Below are 17351 nucleotides of genomic sequence, written 5' to 3' on the forward strand. Positions count from 1 at the left end.
GTCAATTTTAGTGAAACAGTCCAATGGCTTGATAGCTATTCGGGGGGGGAGTTGGCGAGCGACAGCTTACCCCAGAAATGTATTGCAGGTCGAGCTGGGTAAAGGCCTATGGATGCCGTTCCCTCGCGCAGCAAGGCCCGCTCGCCCGGCATGACAAGAATGCAAAAAGGCCGGGGAAAACCCGGCCTTCTGGAATTCTGAATGTGTCGCCCGCCTTAGGTTGGGCTGCCCGCCTGCTGTGGGTTCGGCTCAACAATGACCGGTACGATCGGAGTCGTCGGAATGCGAGGCCGTGGCGGAATGACAGTCCGCGTCCGCGTGGTGCGGCGCACGACAGGCGTGGTGGTCGTGGAACCAGTCTGCTGCTGACCGCCTTGCTGCTGCTGGCCACCACCTGTATCACCGCCGGTGCCACCGCCGGTTTGCGGAATGTTACGACCCGCGCTGCCGCCCGCGTTCACGAAACCAAGGGCAACATCCGTGGAGCGCCCAATGGCAACCTTCGTGGTAATATCAGCCGAAAGGCGCGCGTCGCCACGGTTGATGGCTGTTGTCGCAATGGTGCTTGCCGCACCGCCAACAATGTTCGCCACATTGGTGTCATTAACACCTTGCGCAACGTCAACTGCCTTCTTCACCAGTTCACCGGCGCCGGCAAGGTCAGTTGCAGCAAGAGCCACCGACGCATTCGCAAGCGCTGTTGCCAGGTTCGCTGAATTACCAGCCGCCTGTTCGCGCGAGACGATCTGCTGGAGCAGCGTAGGATTACCAGCAGCTGCAATAAGCTCAGCCTGCAGCGTCGAAGTTGGGTCCGTTGTAGTGGCCTGCGCTTCCGCCTTGTTCATCACACTTGACGGCGCAATGGGCGCCCCCATCACCAGCGCAAGGGCCAGAAATATCATCGCAAAACGCATGATCCCACTCCAATAAATTCTTTGTCGCAATCGACGTGATCGGAAACACTATCTCACAATTCTTAAACAAATACAAATGTCAGAGTCAATTTTAGTGAAACAGTCCAATGGCTTGATAGCTATTCGGAGGGAGCTGGCGAGCGACAGCTTGCCCCAGAAATGTATTGCAGGTCGAGCCGGGTAAAGGCCTATGGATGCCGTTCCCTCGCGCGCCAAGGCCCGCTCGCCCGGCATGACAAGAATGCAAAAAGGCCGGGACATGCCCGGCCTTCTGGAATTCTGAATGTATCGCCCGCCTTAGGTTGGGCTGCCCGCCTGCTGTGGGTTCGGCTCTGGCACGATCGGCACAACTGGCGTGGTCGGAATGCGGGGGCGTGGTGGAACAACTGTCCGGCGTGTCACCGTGCGGCGCACGACAGGGGTCTGCGTATTGCCCGTCTGCTGGTTATTGCTGCCAAATGTCGACCGTGTCGTTGGCCCGTTGACATAGCCGATCTGGAAGTCTGCTGACGAGCTCATGGCAACCGTCACCTGAATGTTAGATGCCGTAGATGGATCCGTGCTTTGAAGGTTGGTAACAACCTGCATCAAACCGGCGCCAGTTGCTTGTATGATCGCCGTTGACAACCCAGGCGTACTGCTCACTTTGGCTGAAACGCGCTTGGCTGCGGCGGCAGGGTTGGACGAATTCTGCACAATGGTTGCGATCTGCTGCGTAACTTGATCTGCGGTCAGGGCGGTGTTTGCCAGCACCGCATCAATGGCCGCGTCAACGCTGGCTTGCTCAGCCGCAGGCAGCGTAGCAGTCGACTGCGCTTCCGCCTTGTTCATAAATGCAGTCGGCGCAACAACCGGTGCACCAAGCACCAGACCGAAAGCCGCGATAACAATTGCCAGACGCATAATCCGCTCCTTTAGGCAAGATCGTTCAGCAAAAACTGAATCGAATTAAATAATTAGGAGAATTGTTACATCCTTTTGAGGCCCGGGTCAAACGAGGAAAAACGAAAAACCCCCAATAGGTGTAATATGTTGCCTATATGTAACGACCTTGTCCCAAGGCGAGACAAATAGCCGCCCCCGATCACGTATTTAGACATGCCTGGAGCCGACTCACCCACCGCCCCGAAAGTGCCCTTGTCGGGAATTTAATTTAGTGCTAAAATAAATTTATCAAATGGCCCAGTTGGTAACTTTTTGTCGGGGACTTTTCATGGCGACCTTCAGCCGCACGCGGAAAATACGCTTCGCCCACACGGATGCGGCAGGCATTGCCTTTTACCCGCGCTATTTCGGCATGATGAATGACTTTATCGAAGACTGGTTCGGTGACGGGCTGGGCTTTGATTTCAAGCACCTGCACATCGATGAGAAGCGCGCTGTGCCCACCGTGCATATAGAGGCCGATTTCATCGGCGCGGGGCGCATGCATGACGAGCTGACGTTCGCGCTGACCGTCACAAAGATTGGCCGCAGCAGCGTGCACCTGCGCATCCGGGCAACATCAGGCGGGGAAGACCGCTTCCGCATGACATTTGTGATCGCCCATATGGCCATGGAAACAGGCAAAAGCCTGCCGTGGCCTGATGACATGCGCGCCGCCATGGAAAAATGGCTAGCACCAGAGGGAGAGAATTCATGAAGGCACTGTTGCCCGAGGGCTGGCCGCGCCCAAGCGGCTATTCAAACGGCGTGATGGCGGAAGGCCGCATGGTGTTTGTGGCGGGCCAGGTGGGCTGGACACCCGACATGAAATGGGAAGCCGAAGACTTCCTGGGCCAATACCGGCAAGTGCTGGAGAACACGCTGGCGGTGCTAGCGGAAGCCGGCGCGGGGCCGGAGCATATCGCGCGCATGACATGGTATGTCACCAGCCGCGATGAATATCTGGCGAACCTGCGCGGCATGGGCCAGGTGTGGCGCGAATGCATGGGCAAGAACTATCCCGCCATGGCGTGCGTAGAGGTTTCCGGCCTGATGGAAGAAAAAGCCAAGATCGAAATTGAGACCACGGCGGTGCTGCCGGCAAGTGAGGGATAAGCCATGAAAATCACAGTAATCGGCGGCGGCCCGGGTGGGCTTTATTTCGCGCTTCTGACCAAAAAGGCGCGGCCGGATTTCGACATTGAAATTTTTGAGCAGAACAAGGCGAACGACACCTTCGGCTTCGGCGTGGTGTTCTCCGACGAAACGCTGGACGAGTTTTTTGCCGCAGACCCGGAAAGCTATGACCTGATCCGCGACCAGTTCGCCTACTGGCAGGACATCGTGGTGGAAAAAGGCGGTGAGCGCACCATCATCGGCGGCAACGGCTTCGCCGGTTGTTCGCGCTTCACGCTTTTGGAAATCCTGCAGAAACGCTGCACCCAGGTGGGCGTGAAGCTGAACTTTGAGACGGCAGTCGATATCGACAATCTCGAAACGCAATTCGCAGACAGCGACATGATCATCGCCGCAGACGGCATCGGCAGCCGCATCCGCGAAAAATACGCCGACGGGTTCGAACGCTCGATTGAGAACCGCCGCAACCACTTTACCTGGATGGGCAGCACAAAGCCTTTGGACGCCTTCACCTTCTTCTTCAAGGAAACGCCCGAGGGGCATTTCTGCGCCCACACCTACCAGTATGAAGAAGGCCGCTCCACCTGGGTGATCGAATGCACGCCGGAAGCATTCGAGAACTGCGGCTTCGAGGGCATGAGCGAAGAAGAGAGCGCCCGGTACCTTGAAGGTGTGTTTGGGGATGAGCTCGCGGGCCACGGCCTGATCATCAACCGCTCCATCTGGCGGCAGTTCCCGCGCGTGCGCTGCGGCAAGTGGAATGTGGGCAAGATCGCCATCCTGGGCGACGCCAAGGCCAGCGCGCATTGGTCTATTGGCTCAGGCACCAAGCTGGCGATGGAATGCGCCATCGGGCTCAGTGAAGCCGTGCTGGAGAACGCGGGCGATGTGCCTGCGGTGATGGCGGCTTACGAGGACAAGCGCCGCACGCCGGTGGAGATTATCCAGCATGCAGCGGATGTGAGCCTCAGGTGGTTTGAAAATATGCCGCGCCACTGGAAACTCAGGCGCTATGAATTCGCCTTCTCGCTGATGAGCCGGTCAAAAAGCATTACGTGGGACAATGTGGGCCTGCGGGACCCTGAGTTCCTGGCGCGCGTTGAAGACGAATATTACGCCAGCCTGCCTGAAGGCGCGCAGCCAAACGCGGGCAAGCGCCCAACGCCCATGTTCACGCCCTTCACCCTTCGCGGGATGACGCTTTCGAACCGGGTGGTGGTGGCGCCGATGGCGCAATATTCCGCGGCGGACGGCATGCCCACCGACTGGCACATGATGCATTATGGCGCGCGCGGCGTGGGCGGCGCTGGCCTTGTGTTCACGGAAATGACCTGCCCCGCGCCCGACGCCCGCATCACAGACCATTGTCCCGGCATCTGGAATGACGCCCAGGAAGCGGCCTGGAAGGACATCGTGGATTTCATCCATGAAAATTCGGGCGCCAAGGTATGTATGCAGATCGGCCATGCGGGCCGGAAAGGCTCCACAAAGCACCCCAAACACGGCTCCGACCTGCCGAAAGACAATGACAACTGGCCGCTTGTGAGCGCCTCTGCCATTCCGTTCAAGGAAGGCGTGAGCGCAGTGCCTGAAGCGCTGGACCGGGTGGGCATGGACCGGGTCAAGGCCGAGTTTGTTGAGGCGACCGAACGTGCCGCGCGCGCGGGCTTCGACATGGTTGAGCTTCACGGTGCCCACGGCTATCTGATCGCAAGCTTCCTGTCGCCGCTGACGAACACGCGTACGGACGAATACGGCGGCTCGGCTGAAAATCGCGCTCGCTATCCGGTCGAGGTATTTGAAGCCATGCGTGCCGCCTGGCCTTCGGACCGCCCCATGTCCGTGCGCCTTTCCGCGTGGGACTGGGCTGAGGGCGGCATCAGCTGGGATGACCTGCGCGTAATCTCGCAGGCATTCAAGGACGCAGGCGTGGACCTGATCAACGCCTCAACCGGCCAGACGGTGCCTGGGCAGAAACCGGTGTATGGCCGCATGTATCAGGTGCCCTTCTCCGAATTTATCCGGCATGAAGTAGGTATCCCCACCATGACGGTTGGCGCCATCACCCTGCCGGAACAGATCAATATGATTTTGGGCGCAGGCCGCGCGGACCTTGTGGCACTTGCGCGCCCGCACCTGAATGACCCGGCCTTCACGCGCATGGCGGCTGCGCATTACGGTGTGACCGACCCGCATTGGCCGATCCAATATTCAACTGGTGTCGGGCAGATGCTGCGCGAAGCGGAAAAAGAGAATGACAAGGCGCTGGAGACAGCGCTGAAGCTGCGGCCAGCGCGGCGACACTATGTGAGGGCCAAGTAAAGGCTTGTAAGGCCTGTCAAATTCCATACACAATAGGATGCTAACGATAGCGCCTTATTGTTGCCTGAAGGATTGATGTCGCCATGAAAGTTCTCGTCACCGGTGCCGCCGGGTTCATCGGAAGCCATGTTTCAAAAGCTCTTTTGGCGCGGGGCGATGAGGTCGTTGGGCTTGATAACCTCAATGATTATTATGATGTGGCGCTCAAGGAAGCGCGGCTGGCGCGGGTGACCGAAGCGGGCGGCGACGCCTTCCGCTTCGTCAGGATGAATTTGGAAGACCGCGAGGGTATGGCTGCGCTGTTTGAGGCGGAAAAGTTCGACGGCGTGATCAACCTGGCGGCCCAGGCCGGCGTGCGCCATTCGCTTGATGCGCCGTTCGACTATATCGACAGCAACATCACCGGCTTCCTGACGGTTCTTGAGGGCTGCCGCCACAACGCGGTGAAGCATCTGGTCTATGCGTCGACAAGCTCGGTTTACGGCGCCAACACCAACATGCCCTTTTCCGTGAAGAACCCGGCGGATCACCAGGTTGCGCTTTATGGCGCAACCAAGCGCGCCAACGAGCTGATGGCCCACAGCTATAGCCACCTGTTTGGCATTCCAACCACGGGGCTCAGGTTCTTCACGGTTTATGGCCCATGGGGCCGCCCGGACATGGCGCTGTTCCTCTTCACCAAGGCCATCCTTGAAGGCAAGCCGATCGATGTCTTCAATGGCGGCCACCACAAGCGGGATTTCACCTATATCGACGATATTGTACGCGGCGTTGTGGGCACGCTGGATACTCCTGCCGCACCCGACCCCGATTGGAACAGCGCGAACCCATCGCCCCAGTCGTCGAACGTACCGTGGCGCATCCATAATATCGGCGGCGGCCAGCCGGTTGAGCTGATGCGCTATATTGAGGTGATCGAGGAATGCCTGGGCAAAAAGGCCGAAAAGAACTTCCTGCCAATGCAGCCGGGCGATGTGCCGGAGACCAGTGCGTCGGTCGAAACCCTCGTTGCCGCGACAGGCTACAAGCCGGACACGCCGGTTGAAGAAGGCGTAAAGAATTTCGTCGACTGGTACCGCAACTTTTATGGGGTGTAGGTTTCGGCCTGCACTTCAGGCGCTTCAGCACCCTCATCCTGCCACTGTAGCGCGGCCTCAAACTGGCGCGCGACTTCATCCCAGTCATATTTTTTAGCAAATTCCGCGCAGGCCTTGCGGTCACGCGTGAGTGCCGTGTTGATCGCTGCTGTCAGGTCCTCAGAGAGGGCCGCAATGGGTTCATGCCAGTCTGTGAACGGGCCGGTGCCGTCTGGCCCCAGCACATCCAGCGGGCCCTGCACCGGATAAGCCGCGACCGGTGTACCGCAGGCGAGCGCTTCAATCATCACCAGGCCGAACGTGTCCGTCTTGCTGGGGAACACGAACACATCGGCTGACGCATAGGCCTTCGCGAGTGCCTCGCCAAACAGGGGGCCGAGGAATTTCACATCCGGGTAAGCCGCCTGCAGTTTTGCCATGGCCGGACCGTCCCCCACTACCACCTTGGTGCCGGGCGTGTCGGCCTCCAGGAAAGCCTCAATGTTTTTCTCCACCGCCACGCGGCCGACATACAGCTGGACAGGGCCTTCGAAACCCCACTCGGCATCGCCGACATCCGCATGGAACTGGGCCGTATCAACCCCGCGCGTCCAGTCCACGATATTGGTGAAGCCTTTGGCCCGAAGCAGGTCACGCACTGTGGCAGTCGCGACCAGAACCCCACTGCCTGCAGCGTGGAAGCGCCGGAAAATAGGATACAGAAGATCTGCGCTCAAGGGTGTGCGCGCCTCTACATATTCGGGGAAAGCTGTGTGGTAGGCCGTGGTGAAAGGCACGCCGTTGTGCACGCACCAGCGCCGCGCCGCCCAGCCGAGCGGCCCCTCGGTGGCGATATGCACTGCATCGGCGTCGATGCGCGACATCAGCTTGGGGAGTTTCCAGCGTGCGTCAAGCGCAAGCGGGATTTCAGGATAGGTCGGGCACGGCATGGTACGAAACCACTTGGGCGTCACCATATAAACCCTGTACCCCCGTGCTTTCAGCTTTGACCGGAGTGTTTCAAGCGTGCGCACTACGCCATTGACCTGGGGCGCCCAGGCGTCAGAGACAATGCAAATCTTGCGCCCGAACTCAGCCACGACCCGCTATTCCGCCGCCACTGGAACCGGGGCACCGGGCTTGCGGCGGCCCTTGCGGCCTGTGCTCGGCTTGTCTGATTTTTCATGACGGGCCCGAACTTCATCGGCCCAATGCAAAATCTCAAACGCGCCGTCCATACGCTCCACAAGCGCTGTGCAGCTTTCAACCCAGTCGCCGTCGTTCATATATTCGGTTTTGCCGAAGAAACGCCGTTCCGCATGGTGGATATGGCCGCAGATCACGCCGTCCACGCCCATGCGCTCGGCCTCAAGCGCCACGGCCTCTTCATACTTGCCGATATATTCAACCGCGTTCTTGACCTTGTGTTTCAGGTAGGACGAAAGCGACCAGTAGGGATAGCCCATCTTGTGGCGCGCCCAATTGACCATGGTATTCAGGCGAAGCAGCATCACATAGGCATGGTCGCCCAGATGCGCGAGCCACTTGGCGTATTTCACGACGCCATCGAATTTGTCGCCGTGCAGCACCCAGTAGCGTTTGCCCGAAAGCGCTTCGTAAATGGTTTCTTCCGCGATCTGCACACCCGCCATGTTATAGCCTTCAAAGCCGCGCAGGCCCTCGTCATGGTTGCCGGGAATATAGATTACTTCCGTACCGTGCTTGGCCATTTTCAGTACCCGGCGGATCACGTCATTGTGGGTCGTGTCCCAGTACCAGCGGGACTTGAGCTGCCAGCCGTCGATGATGTCACCCACAAGGAAAAGCTTGTCGCAGGTCATGGACTTGAGGAAATCCAACAATAGGTCAGCCCGCGCGGCGCGCGTGCCCAGATGCGTGTCGGATACGAAGACCGCGCGATAATGCGGTTTCTTGGATCTTGGGGATTGAACGCCCCCGGCGAAGGGATCGGGTTGGGAGGAAGGGACATCGCCGGAGGGTTCAACGTGCTTGGGGTTCGGCTCCGAAAGCTTTTCGAGAGCTCCGGACACCAGAGGAAAAAGAAGTGTCTGTTCAGTCTTTTTCATGGGCGCTTTATGCGGGGGCTGCATGACAATCATGTTGCAGCCATGTGACCGTTTCTTTGTAATTTCAGCCCTGAGGATTTTTCAGACTCTGAACAGACTCAGCGAGTCGCCGCGTTTAGACTTTTGGTTTAGCCATGGCGTTAAACGCATGACACCGCATGCAGGCAGTGCCATAAGCAACAAGACTTCAATGATGGGGGATATGATGAAGCCACTTTTCGCAAAACTATGCCTGATGATCTGCCTGCTCGCGCCCGCAGCCTTTGCCGAAGGCGACGCCAGCCCGGACCAAGCCAAGGCGCTGGCGCTTGAATACAACAAGCGCATGAACAAGATGCTGAGCGCCGGCTCAACGGTTGCGGATGTGGATAACCTGTTCGCGCTCTATGCCAAGGATTTCGTCTATAACCACCCGGGCCAGGGTGATGTGTATGACACCCAGTATCTTTACAATAATTCGGTGAAATATGTGAAAGCAGGCCACTTTGACGGCAGCTATCAGCAGAAGATCACCAATATGATCGTTGGCAAGAACGGCGTGATGCTTGAGTGGACCGTGCCAGGCGGCGACGGCAGCAAGCGGGTGACGCTCATTGAAACGCGCGGCGACAAGATCATCCACATCAAGGAATTCTGGTAAGCGGTCTGCCGCTTTCTCTAATTCGTCACTCGCCGACTTGATCGGCGAGTCCACAGCACCCTTTCGCCAAACATAGATTCGCCGATCAAGTCGGCGAATGACGATTAGGCGTTACCCATCTTCTAATAATAACGCTCCGGCTCGAGGCGCTTAGAACGGCAGGCTCCAGACCTCAGACAGGATCCGGACGTACAATTTCGTCTGTCTCAGCCAAGCCTGGATGAAGTCCAAAGCCAACAAGGCAACCCAACCGGCGAGCGCCCAGGGACCCCAGCTTACGCCGCTGCCTGTAATCACGGCGAACACAATAGCGACCAACACCCACGTAATCAGACCACCAACGATACTACCAGTATCTTCAATTTCGCTTTCTTGCTCTGACATAATCCCTCCCGCACGTTTAACATCTATATAAGTGCGTTTCTGAATGCCGCAATAGTCGGCCAATCCCAATAAAAAGGGCCGGCCCCAAGCGGGACCGGCCAAGAAACACCTGCGGATAAGGCAGATGTGAGGGACAAACTTTACTCAGCAGCCTTGACCACAATCGTCTCGGCGCTTGGTTGCGTAATCATTTCATAGGCCGGGGCCGTCAGGAACTCTGCGAGCTCCTCCTTGAAAACAAGGTCGAGGAACAGCCGACCGGCCTCAGCAAGTCGTCCGTCCTCGAAGTTGGCAGGGCCTAAAGTCTCTCTCAGCTTCACCATCTCGTCTGCATAGAGATCGTGAACCAATTCTTTGGTAACGGGGCGCCCGTCATCCAGCTGTGCCTTCAGTTTCAGCTGTTGCCAGATCTGTGTGCGGCTGATCTCGGCTGTGGCGGCATCTTCCATCAGGTTATACAAGGGCACCGCGCCGCGGCCGGTAAGCCACGCGCCCAGATACTGGATGCCAACGCGGATGTTTTCGCGCACGCCTTCTTCCGTGATCGTGCCGCTGTGTGGCGCGAGCAACTGTTCCCGGCCTATCTCGATATCAAGGCGGGTGCGGTGAAGCTGGTTCGCCTGCGGCATAAGCCGGTCGAAAACATCCTTCGCCACGGGCACCAGCGCCGGGTGCGCCACCCAGGTGCCGTCATGACCGAAGCTGGCCTCGCGGTCTTTGTCGGCGCGGACTTTCTCGAATGCGGCAGCGTTCAAAGCCTCATCCCCCTTGACGGGGATTTGAGCGGCCATGCCACCCATGGCGTGAGCCCCTCGCCGGTGGCAGGTTTTGATAAGTAAAAGCGAGTAGGCTTTCAGGAAGGCCTCACCCATCGTCACCTGCGACCGGTCCGGCAAGAGGTATTCGGCATGTTTGCCGATCCTCTTGATATAGCTGAAGATATAATCCCAGCGGCCACAATTTAGGCCGACAATATGATCCTTCAAGGCGTAGAGGATTTCATCCATCTCAAAAGCGGCTGGCAGCGTCTCAATAAGGACGGTCGCCTTGATCGTGCCGTGCTCAAGCCCCAGGACTTCTTCAGTATAGGTGAACACGTCATCCCACAGCTTGGCCTCAAGGTGGCTTTCCATCTTCGGCAGATAAAAATAGGGGCCGGTGCCACGCGCAAGAAGCGCCTTGGCGTTGTGGAACATATAAAGACCGAAATCGAACAGACTGGCGGAGATAGGCTGGCCACGCAGTTCGGCATGCGCCTCTGTCATGTGAAGGCCGCGCGGGCGAACCTTCAGCGTCGCCGTTTTTTCATCCATGCGATATCGCTTACCGGATTTCGGGTCCGTATATTCAAGCGTGCTTTGAGCATAATCCATCAGGTTGATCTGGCCATCGATCATATTCTCCCAAGTTGGGGAGGATGCATCTTCAAAGTCGGTCATGAAAACATTGGCGCCGGAATTGAAGGCGTTGATCATCATCTTGCGGTCAACCGGGCCGGTGATTTCCACGCGGCGGTCCTTAAGCTCCTCGGGCGTGCCCAGGATCTTCCAGTCGCTCTCGCGAATATCTTTTGTCTCGGCCAAGAAATCCGGCAGCTCGCCAGCGTCGAACCTTTTCTGGCGTTCCGCACGCGCTTCAATAAGCTCCCTGCGGCGCTCGCCGAAGCGTTCTTCCAAGTCAGCGACGAACGCCAGCGCGTCACCAGTGAGGACGCGGGCATACAGGTCCTTCATGGGCGCGATGATATCGAGCGATGGCTCATCTGTGCGTTCAACTGCTGCTGACATTTCAAATCCTCTCAACGGTTGTCGGTCGCCCTTTTAGGCAACTTTCTTGCGTCCAGCAGCTTTCATATTTCATTTTATTTCAATATTTCAAACAACAATTGATACAAAAAGTGTTCGAATGTATGTATATGTAAATGTCAAAATGTTGATTTGTAAATTTTGTAAACAGTGGAATGCGCCATGGCAGAGAACGCCACCAAGAAGATTTTCGCTGGCCCCCGCATCCGCCGCCTGAGGCGGGAACGCGGCCTGAGCCAGGGCCAGATGGCAGCTGAGCTGGGCTTTTCGACCAGCTATCTTAACCTGGTGGAACGCAATCAACGTCCTGTTTCCGCGCAGTTTTTGCTGCGCCTGGCAGAAGTGTATGACGTGGAGCTGACAGCTTTCGCCGGCACAGATGAAGCCCGCGCCTTCGCCGACCTTTCCGAGATCCTCGCGGACCCGATGTTCAAGGGCATTGGCCTGTCGCGCGGGGAAATGCAGGACATGGCGGACGCCGCCCCCAAAGCTGTGGAGGCCTTTACACTAATTTACAAATCATTCCAGCAGGCCCGACAGAATGCGACGGAGCTTTCAAGCCAGGTGGTGGAGCGCGAGGGCGCGACGCCGGAATCCATCTTCCCTGTTGATGAAGTGCGCGACTTTATCCACGACCGGAAGAACTATTTCCCGGAGCTTGATGAGGCAGCCGAGACCATGCACGAAGAGCTGGGCCTGGAGCGCGACGACGCCTTCATGGTGCTGACCGGGCGGCTGGACGAAGAGCACGGCATTCGCGTGCGCATCATGCCCCATGAGGTGATGCCCGAAACGCTGAGGCATTTTGACTTCCACCGCCGCCAGCTTCTGATTTCCGAAATGCTGGACCAAAGCGCGCGCATCTTCCAACTTGCGTTCCAATTGGCGATGCTGGAGTTCAAGCCGATGATCCAGCGGATCGGCGATACCCACACATGGCAGACGGAAGAGGCCCGGCGATTGGTGCGCATATCGCTCGCCAACTATTTCGCAGGCGCCCTCCTGATGCCCTACACGCGGTTCCTTTCTGACGCCAAGACGCTCAAGTATGATATTGAACATCTGGGCCACCGCTACAACACCAGCTTCGAACAGGTCTGCCACCGGTTGACAACCCTGCAGCGACCGGGCGAACGGGGCGTGCCCTTCTTCTTCATCCGGGTGGACAAGGCAGGGAATGTCTCCAAGCGCTTCTCAGCCGGGCGCTTCCACTTCTCGCGCTTTGGCGGTACTTGCCCCTTGTGGAACGTACATGACACTTTCGCCTACCCCGGTCGGATCGCCACCCAAATCATCCAGATGCCGGATGAGACCACCTATTTTTCGGTCGCGCGCACGGTTAGGCGCGTGGGTGCAATCTATGGCCAGGTGGATCAGCAGCTCGCGATCGGCCTTGGTTGCGATATCGCCTATGCGCGGGAGCTGATTTACGCCAAGGGCCGCGACTTGGAAAACCTGGACGCCACGCCGGTGGGCCCCAACTGCCGCCTGTGCGAACGCCCCGCCTGCCCGCAGCGCGCAAACCCGCCGCTGACCAAAGCGCTGGTGCTCGATGAACGCTCCCGCGGCATCTCCGCCTACCGCTTTGCCCAAGAGTGACCTGAAGTTTTTCTAGGTAGAAATCCACCATCCAGTGCCGATATGAAACTGCATGCACCGGCCCAAAGATGAAAGCCCGTTTTTGCCCTCTGCTCCGCCAACACCCAAGGCGCTGAGAGAACGCAACACTGTTCTCGTTCGGTATTTCTGCGCCACCTTGGGGCTGGGATTGAACCTGATGGTTCCACAAGTCGGCCTGTTGATCCTGATTGGCGCGTGCGCCAGCGCCTATATTCCGCCCTTGCCGGAAACAGGGACTTGGAGGAGCCATATGCGCAACCTGCGGCGCACCTGCATACTGGCAATATCCATGCTGTCGTTTTGGAGCTTGTATATCTTTCTATTCGACGCAGGCATTCTTTGGCCCAACATGGATCGCAACGCTGGCGACGAGAACCTCTTCTATTACCTGATTGTGATCTGGGGCATTTATGCCTGCCAGTTCTGGCTCGGCATTCGACTATTACGCGGCGTCTGGCATGCGAGCCGAAATCGAGCGCACCCAAGATATGCAGAGCCTGCCCCTTAGCCCCGCTGAGCTCTCCCCTTTTTCCCGCCTGAAGTTTTTATAGCTGCACGAGGGCGCGGTTCCCGCCATGATGGTTTGCAATATGGAAAAGCCGGCATAATGTCATAATTCCGTAACGTCAATTGGCGGAAAAAGTGCGACCTAATGCTGCATTGCGCTTGCCGCTATAGGTGCATTATGCAATTATAAAGACTGACCGACAGAATGGAGACGGATATGACAGACACTGCTTCCCCGCACCGGTTGCGCCACGACACTGATCGGCGCTCTGTCGTCCTTGTCTATATCCTGTATCTGATTGGGCTTGCGACCGGTGGTCTTGCCTCTGTCGCGGGCGTGATCATCGCCCACACCAAAAGCCACCATGTCGGCGGCATATATCGAAGCCATCTGGATTTTCAGATCCGCACCTTCTGGCTGGGCCTTGTGATCGGGCTGATTGGCGTGCTTTTGACTGTTGTTCTTGTCGGCTTCCTGATCCTTGCAGGCCTCTTTGTCTGGATGCTGGTCAGGAGCATCAAGGGGCTGATGGCCGCCAACGATGGCCAGCCCATCGATAACCCGCAAACCCTGCTGTGGTAGAAGGCACTTCCTGCCGACAGAACGATTATTTCAAAGCGTTGAAATAAAATTACAAACAACCGACCCTTGGAAAAGCTGGACTTTTTCAAGGCGTGTAATTTTATTGCGCGTGTCGCTTTTTAGCAAAATCCCATTGCAAGCCGCTTCGACTATGCGTAGCGTGTGGCCGATTTTATACAATTTCGCCACCGGATAACTGTGAGCACCGCGTTATGAGCATCAGCGTTCTTGATCTTTTCAATATCGGCATCGGCCCTTCCTCCAGCCACACGGTTGGACCGATGAAGGCCGCCACAGAGTTCGTCGAGGAACTGGAAAGCGCCGGCAAGCTGAAAGACGTCACGCGCCTCGCCGTAAAGCTTTATGGCTCCCTTGGTGCCACCGGGCGCGGTCACGGGTCTGACACCGCAGTGATGCTGGGACTGATGGGCGAATGCCCGCGCGGCGTGGACGTGGAAGCCATCCCGGCTATGGTTGAGGCTGTCCGCAAATATAGCAAGATCAAGCTGATGGGCCATCACACCATCGATTTCCATGAAGACGACGACCTGCAGTTGCTGCCACGCGAACAGCTGGAGTTTCATCCCAACGGCATGGAGTTCTGGGCCTATGACAAAGATAGCAACGAGCTGAACCGGTCGATCTATTATTCCATCGGTGGCGGCTTCATTGTCCATGAAAAGGAAGCCGAAAAAGACAAGTTCGTCGAGGACAAGATCAAACAGCCCTACCCATTCAAGACAGCGGAAGAACTGCTGGCACATTGCGAGCGCACCGGCAAACCCATCAGCGCCATCATGATGGCGAATGAGAAGGTCCTCAGGTCGAGCCAGCAAATCAGGGCGGAACTGCTGGAAATCTGGTCCGTAATGCAGGAATGCGTTGAGCGTGGCTGCTCAAGGGGCGGTGACATGCCGGGCCTCAAGATCAAACGCCGCGCCCAAAAGCTTTATGACCAGCTCAAGTCCCGTCCCGAAAGCGCGCTGACAGACCCGCTGACGATCCTGGACTGGGTGAACCTTTATGCGCTCGCAGTGAATGAGGAAAACGCTGTGGGCGGGCGAGTGGTGACCGCGCCCACAAACGGCGCCGCCGGCATCGTGCCTGCCGTGCTGCACTATTATATGCGCTTCATCCCACATGCCAACGAAGAGGGCGTGATCAAATTCCTGCTGACAGCCGGGGCCGTGGGCCTTTTGTTCAAAATGAATGCGTCTATTTCGGGCGCGGAAGTGGGCTGCCAGGGTGAAGTGGGCAGCGCCTGCTCCATGGCCGCAGCGGGCCTCACCGAAGTGCTGGGCGGTACGCCAAGCCAGGTGGAGAATGCCGCGGAAATCGGCATGGAACACAACCTGGGCCTGACGTGCGACCCGATCGGCGGGCTGGTGCAGGTGCCCTGCATTGAGCGCAACGCCATGGCAGCCATCAAGGCCATCAACGCGGCACGGCTGGCGATGCGCGGCGACGGCACCCATTTCGTGACGCTGGATAAAGTAATTCGCACCATGCGCATAACAGGGCGTGACATGCAGTCCAAATATAAGGAAACTGCAGAAGGCGGTCTGGCGGTCACAGTACCAATCGCCGCCAACGTGGTAGACTGTTAAGCCGGGCGGGCCTCTGCCTCCCGGTATTGGGGGAGGACATATGGAAAGTCACGTTATCGGGCCTACAGACGAGCCGCTGCTGGAAAAAACCATCGGCGATATGTTTGCGGAAACTGCAGCCCGCTTCCCGGACAATGAATTCGTTGTATTTGCGGAAGACGGTATCCGCCTGACTTACGAAGAATTCCTGCATGACGTGGAAGCCTTCGCCGCCGGTTTCCTGGCGCTTGGGCTTGAGCCGGGCGACCGGGTGGGCGTGTGGGCGCCGAACCGCGTCGAATGGGTGCTGACCCAGTTCGCCACCGCGAAAGTCGGGCTTATCCAGGTGAACATCAACCCGGCCTACCGGACCCATGAGCTTGAATTTGCGCTTAACAAGGTCGGCTGCAAGGCACTGGTGCTGGCCGACCGGTTCAAAACGTCCGACTATGAAGCCATGCTGATAGAACTGGCGCCCGAACTGGCCACAAGCCCCCACGGCAAGCTGAGCTCCGAGCGCCTGCCCCACCTTCGCGCCGCCATCACCATGGGCGAAGAGGCGCCCGCAGGCTTCTTCCAGTTCGCCGATATCGTCGAGCTGGCGGAAGAAGACCATTACGCGCGCATGTATGAAATCGCGCGGTCTCTTGGGCCCCATGATGATATCAACATCCAGTTCACCAGTGGCACCACGGGAAGCCCCAAGGGCGCCACGCTGAGCCACTATAATATCCTCAACAACGCAAAGTTCGTCGGCGCAGCGATGAATCTCTCAAGCGAGGACCGGTTGTGTGTGCCCATCCCGCTTTATCACTGTTTCGGCATGGTGATGTCTGTGCTGGCCTGCGCCCTTGTCGGCGCCACGCTGGTGTTCCCGGCCGAAGCGTTTGAGCCCAAAAGCGTGCTGAAGGCCGTTCAGGACGAGCGCTGCACCGGGCTTCAGGGTGTGCCCACCATGTTCATCGGTGAGCTCAATGAACCTGACTTCGCGAGTTACGACCTTTCAAGCCTGCGTACCGGCACCATGGCGGGATCACCCTGCCCCGTGGAAGTGATGAAGCGGGTCATTGGCGACATGCATATGAGTGAGTGCACCATCGCATACGGCATGACGGAAACAAGCCCCGTCAGTTTCCAAACAGGGCGTGGCGACAGCCTTGAGCGCCGCACATCCACCGTCGGCCGGATCCATCCGCACGCGGAGGTGAAAATCATCGACGAGGACGGCAACACTGTTCCCCGCGGCACCCAGGGCGAACTGTGCACCCGTGGCTATCTGGTGATGCGCGGCTATTGGGACGACCCGGAGCGCACGGCGGAAGCGATCGACGCGGAAGGCTGGATGCACACCGGCGATCTGGCGGTGATCGACGCAGAGGGTTACTGCAAAATCACAGGCCGGGTGAAAGACATGGTGATCCGGGGCGGGGAGAACATCTACCCCCGCGAGGTAGAGGAATTCCTATACACCCACCCGGACATCCGTGACGCCCAGGTGTTCGGCATTCCGGACGAGAAGTTCGGCGAGGAACTGTGCGCCTGGGTGCAACTCAAGGACGGGGCGGCACTGGATGCAGACAGCCTGAAAGCCTTCTGCAAAGACCAGATCGCCCACTATAAAATCCCACGCCATATACGCTTCGTGGACGACTATCCCATGACGGTCACCGGCAAGATCCAGAAATTTAAAATGCGTGAAGCCATGATGGATGAGCTTGGCCTTAAGGAAATCGAGACAGCGTAAAGCAGGGTAAGGCCGCACTATG

Annotated in this window: 16 protein-coding genes; 10 read left to right on the forward strand and 6 right to left on the reverse strand. The window is 57.9% G+C overall.

The genetic code is table 11. From position 1 onward, the window contains the following. Positions 1-215: 215 nt before the first annotated feature. A complete protein-coding gene (locus tag ACFO5Q_RS11810; RefSeq protein WP_068148769.1) occupies positions 216-914 on the reverse strand; it encodes a hypothetical protein in 699 nt (232 codons plus the stop codon). Positions 915-1211: 297 nt separating this feature from the next. Continuing rightward, a complete protein-coding gene (locus tag ACFO5Q_RS11815; protein WP_068148772.1) occupies positions 1212-1817 on the reverse strand; it encodes a hypothetical protein in 606 nt (201 codons plus the stop codon). Between the two features lie 310 nt (positions 1818-2127). On the opposite strand from ACFO5Q_RS11815, the gene ACFO5Q_RS11820 reads away from it, so the two are divergent. The 4 genes from ACFO5Q_RS11820 (at position 2128) to ACFO5Q_RS11835 (ending at position 6394) form a co-directional block, all read left to right on the forward strand. Further along, a complete protein-coding gene (locus tag ACFO5Q_RS11820) occupies positions 2128-2556 on the forward strand; it encodes an acyl-CoA thioesterase (RefSeq protein WP_068148775.1) in 429 nt (142 codons plus the stop codon). Then, the gene (locus ACFO5Q_RS11825) at positions 2553-2954 is read left to right on the forward strand and encodes a RidA family protein (RefSeq protein ID WP_068148779.1); all 402 of its coding nucleotides are present in this window, start codon (positions 2553-2555) and stop codon (positions 2952-2954) included. The genes ACFO5Q_RS11820 and ACFO5Q_RS11825 overlap by 4 nt, the downstream gene beginning before the upstream one ends. 3 nt (positions 2955-2957) lie before the next feature. Continuing rightward, positions 2958-5297 (forward strand): oxidoreductase, encoded by a 2340-nt coding sequence (locus tag ACFO5Q_RS11830; RefSeq protein WP_068148782.1) that lies wholly within the window; start codon positions 2958-2960, stop codon positions 5295-5297. An 83-nt stretch (positions 5298-5380) separates the two neighbouring features. Further along, positions 5381-6394 (forward strand): NAD-dependent epimerase, encoded by a 1014-nt coding sequence (locus ACFO5Q_RS11835; RefSeq protein ID WP_068148786.1) that lies wholly within the window; start codon positions 5381-5383, stop codon positions 6392-6394. Here the strand turns inward: ACFO5Q_RS11835 and ACFO5Q_RS11840 are convergent. Beyond that, complete coding sequence (locus tag ACFO5Q_RS11840; RefSeq protein WP_068148788.1) at positions 6382-7473, reverse strand: glycosyltransferase family 4 protein; 1092 nt, start codon at positions 7471-7473, stop codon at positions 6382-6384. The genes ACFO5Q_RS11835 and ACFO5Q_RS11840 overlap by 13 nt on opposite strands. 6 nt (positions 7474-7479) lie before the next feature. After that, positions 7480-8460, reverse strand: a complete 981-nt coding sequence (locus tag ACFO5Q_RS11845) for a UDP-2,3-diacylglucosamine diphosphatase (RefSeq protein WP_082719935.1) — start codon at positions 8458-8460, stop codon at positions 7480-7482. 202 nt (positions 8461-8662) lie between these two features. Between ACFO5Q_RS11845 and ACFO5Q_RS11850 the strand changes: the two genes are divergently transcribed. Further along, entirely contained in the window at positions 8663-9100 is a 438-nt protein-coding gene (locus tag ACFO5Q_RS11850; protein ID WP_156431982.1) for a hypothetical protein, read from the forward strand. Between the two features lie 150 nt (positions 9101-9250). Here the strand turns inward: ACFO5Q_RS11850 and ACFO5Q_RS11855 are convergent, their stop codons facing one another. Both ACFO5Q_RS11855 and aceB read right to left on the reverse strand, forming a co-directional pair. After that, positions 9251-9484, reverse strand: coding sequence for a hypothetical protein (locus ACFO5Q_RS11855; RefSeq protein WP_068148795.1), 234 nt, complete (start codon positions 9482-9484; stop codon positions 9251-9253). A 140-nt stretch (positions 9485-9624) separates the two neighbouring features. Then, on the reverse strand, positions 9625-11271 hold the full coding sequence (gene aceB / locus ACFO5Q_RS11860; protein ID WP_068148799.1) for a malate synthase A: 1647 nt from the start codon (positions 11269-11271) through the stop codon (positions 9625-9627). Positions 11272-11451: 180 nt separating this feature from the next. On the opposite strand from aceB, the gene ACFO5Q_RS11865 reads away from it, so the two are divergent. The 5 genes from ACFO5Q_RS11865 (at position 11452) to ACFO5Q_RS11885 (ending at position 17329) form a co-directional block, all read left to right on the forward strand. After that, positions 11452-12888 carry a helix-turn-helix domain-containing protein gene (locus tag ACFO5Q_RS11865; protein WP_068148802.1) on the forward strand — a complete coding sequence of 479 codons (1437 nt, stop codon included), beginning with the start codon at positions 11452-11454 and terminating at the stop codon, positions 12886-12888. A 52-nt stretch (positions 12889-12940) separates the two neighbouring features. Next, the gene (locus ACFO5Q_RS11870; RefSeq protein WP_156431983.1) at positions 12941-13417 is read left to right on the forward strand and encodes a hypothetical protein; all 477 of its coding nucleotides are present in this window, start codon (positions 12941-12943) and stop codon (positions 13415-13417) included. A gap of 216 nt (positions 13418-13633) precedes the next feature. Then, a complete protein-coding gene (locus tag ACFO5Q_RS11875) occupies positions 13634-13999 on the forward strand; it encodes a DUF4870 family protein (RefSeq protein ID WP_068148808.1) in 366 nt (121 codons plus the stop codon). A 212-nt stretch (positions 14000-14211) separates the two neighbouring features. Continuing rightward, complete coding sequence (locus ACFO5Q_RS11880; RefSeq protein WP_068148811.1) at positions 14212-15606, forward strand: L-serine ammonia-lyase; 1395 nt, start codon at positions 14212-14214, stop codon at positions 15604-15606. A gap of 40 nt (positions 15607-15646) precedes the next feature. Next, entirely contained in the window at positions 15647-17329 is a 1683-nt protein-coding gene (locus ACFO5Q_RS11885; protein ID WP_068148815.1) for an AMP-binding protein, read from the forward strand. Positions 17330-17351 lie beyond the last annotated feature (22 nt).

Source organism: Kordiimonas lipolytica (assembly GCF_042651265.1).
GTDB classification, from domain to species: Bacteria; Pseudomonadota; Alphaproteobacteria; order Sphingomonadales; family Kordiimonadaceae; genus Kordiimonas; species Kordiimonas lipolytica.

Bases quoted from the DNA above. Each gene is read 5' to 3' on its own strand.
- ACFO5Q_RS11820 (WP_068148775.1), top strand. From the start codon at position 2,128: ATGGCGACCTTCAGCCGCACGCGGAAAATACGCTTCGCCCACACGGAT.
- ACFO5Q_RS11885 (WP_068148815.1), top strand. From the start codon at position 15,647: ATGGAAAGTCACGTTATCGGGCCTACAGACGAGCCGCTGCTGGAAAAA.
- ACFO5Q_RS11855 (WP_068148795.1), bottom strand. From the start codon at position 9,484: ATGTCAGAGCAAGAAAGCGAAATTGAAGATACTGGTAGTATCGTTGGT.
- ACFO5Q_RS11815 (WP_068148772.1), bottom strand. From the start codon at position 1,817: ATGCGTCTGGCAATTGTTATCGCGGCTTTCGGTCTGGTGCTTGGTGCA.
- ACFO5Q_RS11875 (WP_068148808.1), top strand. From the start codon at position 13,634: ATGACAGACACTGCTTCCCCGCACCGGTTGCGCCACGACACTGATCGG.
- ACFO5Q_RS11830 (WP_068148782.1), top strand. From the start codon at position 2,958: ATGAAAATCACAGTAATCGGCGGCGGCCCGGGTGGGCTTTATTTCGCG.
- ACFO5Q_RS11825 (WP_068148779.1), top strand. From the start codon at position 2,553: ATGAAGGCACTGTTGCCCGAGGGCTGGCCGCGCCCAAGCGGCTATTCA.
- ACFO5Q_RS11850 (WP_156431982.1), top strand. From the start codon at position 8,663: ATGATGAAGCCACTTTTCGCAAAACTATGCCTGATGATCTGCCTGCTC.
- aceB (WP_068148799.1), bottom strand. From the start codon at position 11,271: ATGTCAGCAGCAGTTGAACGCACAGATGAGCCATCGCTCGATATCATC.
- ACFO5Q_RS11880 (WP_068148811.1), top strand. From the start codon at position 14,212: ATGAGCATCAGCGTTCTTGATCTTTTCAATATCGGCATCGGCCCTTCC.
- ACFO5Q_RS11810 (WP_068148769.1), bottom strand. From the start codon at position 914: ATGCGTTTTGCGATGATATTTCTGGCCCTTGCGCTGGTGATGGGGGCG.
- ACFO5Q_RS11835 (WP_068148786.1), top strand. From the start codon at position 5,381: ATGAAAGTTCTCGTCACCGGTGCCGCCGGGTTCATCGGAAGCCATGTT.
- ACFO5Q_RS11845 (WP_082719935.1), bottom strand. From the start codon at position 8,460: ATGAAAAAGACTGAACAGACACTTCTTTTTCCTCTGGTGTCCGGAGCT.
- ACFO5Q_RS11865 (WP_068148802.1), top strand. From the start codon at position 11,452: ATGGCAGAGAACGCCACCAAGAAGATTTTCGCTGGCCCCCGCATCCGC.
- ACFO5Q_RS11870 (WP_156431983.1), top strand. From the start codon at position 12,941: ATGCACCGGCCCAAAGATGAAAGCCCGTTTTTGCCCTCTGCTCCGCCA.